The organism is Cellulomonas iranensis NBRC 101100 = JCM 18110 (assembly GCF_001552375.1).
Taxonomy (GTDB): Bacteria; Actinomycetota; Actinomycetes; order Actinomycetales; family Cellulomonadaceae; genus Cellulomonas; species Cellulomonas iranensis.
On sequence record NZ_BCRB01000192.1, the window covers coordinates 1 to 986 of the forward strand.

The 986-nt window shown below is 82.9% G+C and carries 1 pseudogene; it reads right to left on the reverse strand.

Annotated elements, in window-relative coordinates:
* Positions 1-986, reverse strand: a pseudogene (locus CS2_RS19285) (AAA family ATPase); the annotation flags it as partial.

Genomic DNA, 986 nt, shown 5'->3' on the forward strand with positions numbered 1-986 from the left:
CGGGCGGCCGCGACGCGCGCCCGCCCGTCCAGCTCGTCGAGCGCGACGCGGGCGGTGCGCTCGGCGCGCTCGGCCGCGGCGACGTCGAGCTCGACGCGCTCGGGCAGTGCGACGAGGTCCGGCTCGGCGAGGGCCGCCGCGACACGTGCCGCCGCCGCGCTGTGCGCGAGGACGCGCCGCTCGAGGTCGGCGAGCACGTCGGGCGGGCACCACGCGGCGTGCGCGGCGTCGTGGTCGGCGAACCCGTGCTCGGCGACGGCGCGGTCGGCCTCGTCGCGGCGACGGCGCGCGTCGGCCGCGGCGGCGCGCTCGGCGTCCAGCGCGCCCAGCAGGTCGTCGGCGCGCTGCGCGAGCGCCTCGAGCGCGGCGTGCCGCGCGGCGACGGTCGGGTGGTCGCCCCGCGCCTCGAGCACCTCGGCCTCGGCGCGCGCGAGCGTGTCGCGCTCGGTCTCGAGCCGCAGCTCGGCGGTCCGCACCTGCGCGAGGACCTCGTCCCGGAGCGTCTCGCGGTCCCGGGTCGCGGCGTCGTGGTCGCGCAGCTCGGCGTCGAGCGCGGTCGCGCGTGCGGCCGCCGCCGTCGCGTCGGCCACGCGCCGCTCGGCGTCCTGCACGAGCCCGGCGACCGACGCGGCGTCGTGCGTGCCGGTGCGGGCCGCGAGGCCGGCGACGCGCTCGGCGAGGCCGGCCCGGTGCGCGCCGGCCTCGGCGACGACGCGCTCGGCGGCCGCACGCACGGCCTCGGCGGCGGACACCCGGTCGGCCGTGACGTGGTCGGCCCCGACCGACGCGGGAGCCGGGTGCTCGACGGCGCCGCACACGGGGCACGCGTCGCCGGGCACGAGCGTCCCGGCGAGCTCGCCGGCGAGGCCCGCGACGCGCGCGGACCGCAGCGCGCTCTCGGCCTGCACCGCGGCGAGCGCGTCGTCGGCGGCGGCGCGCACGGCGGCCTCGGCCTCGGTGAGCTCCCGGCGCGCGGCGGCGAGCGC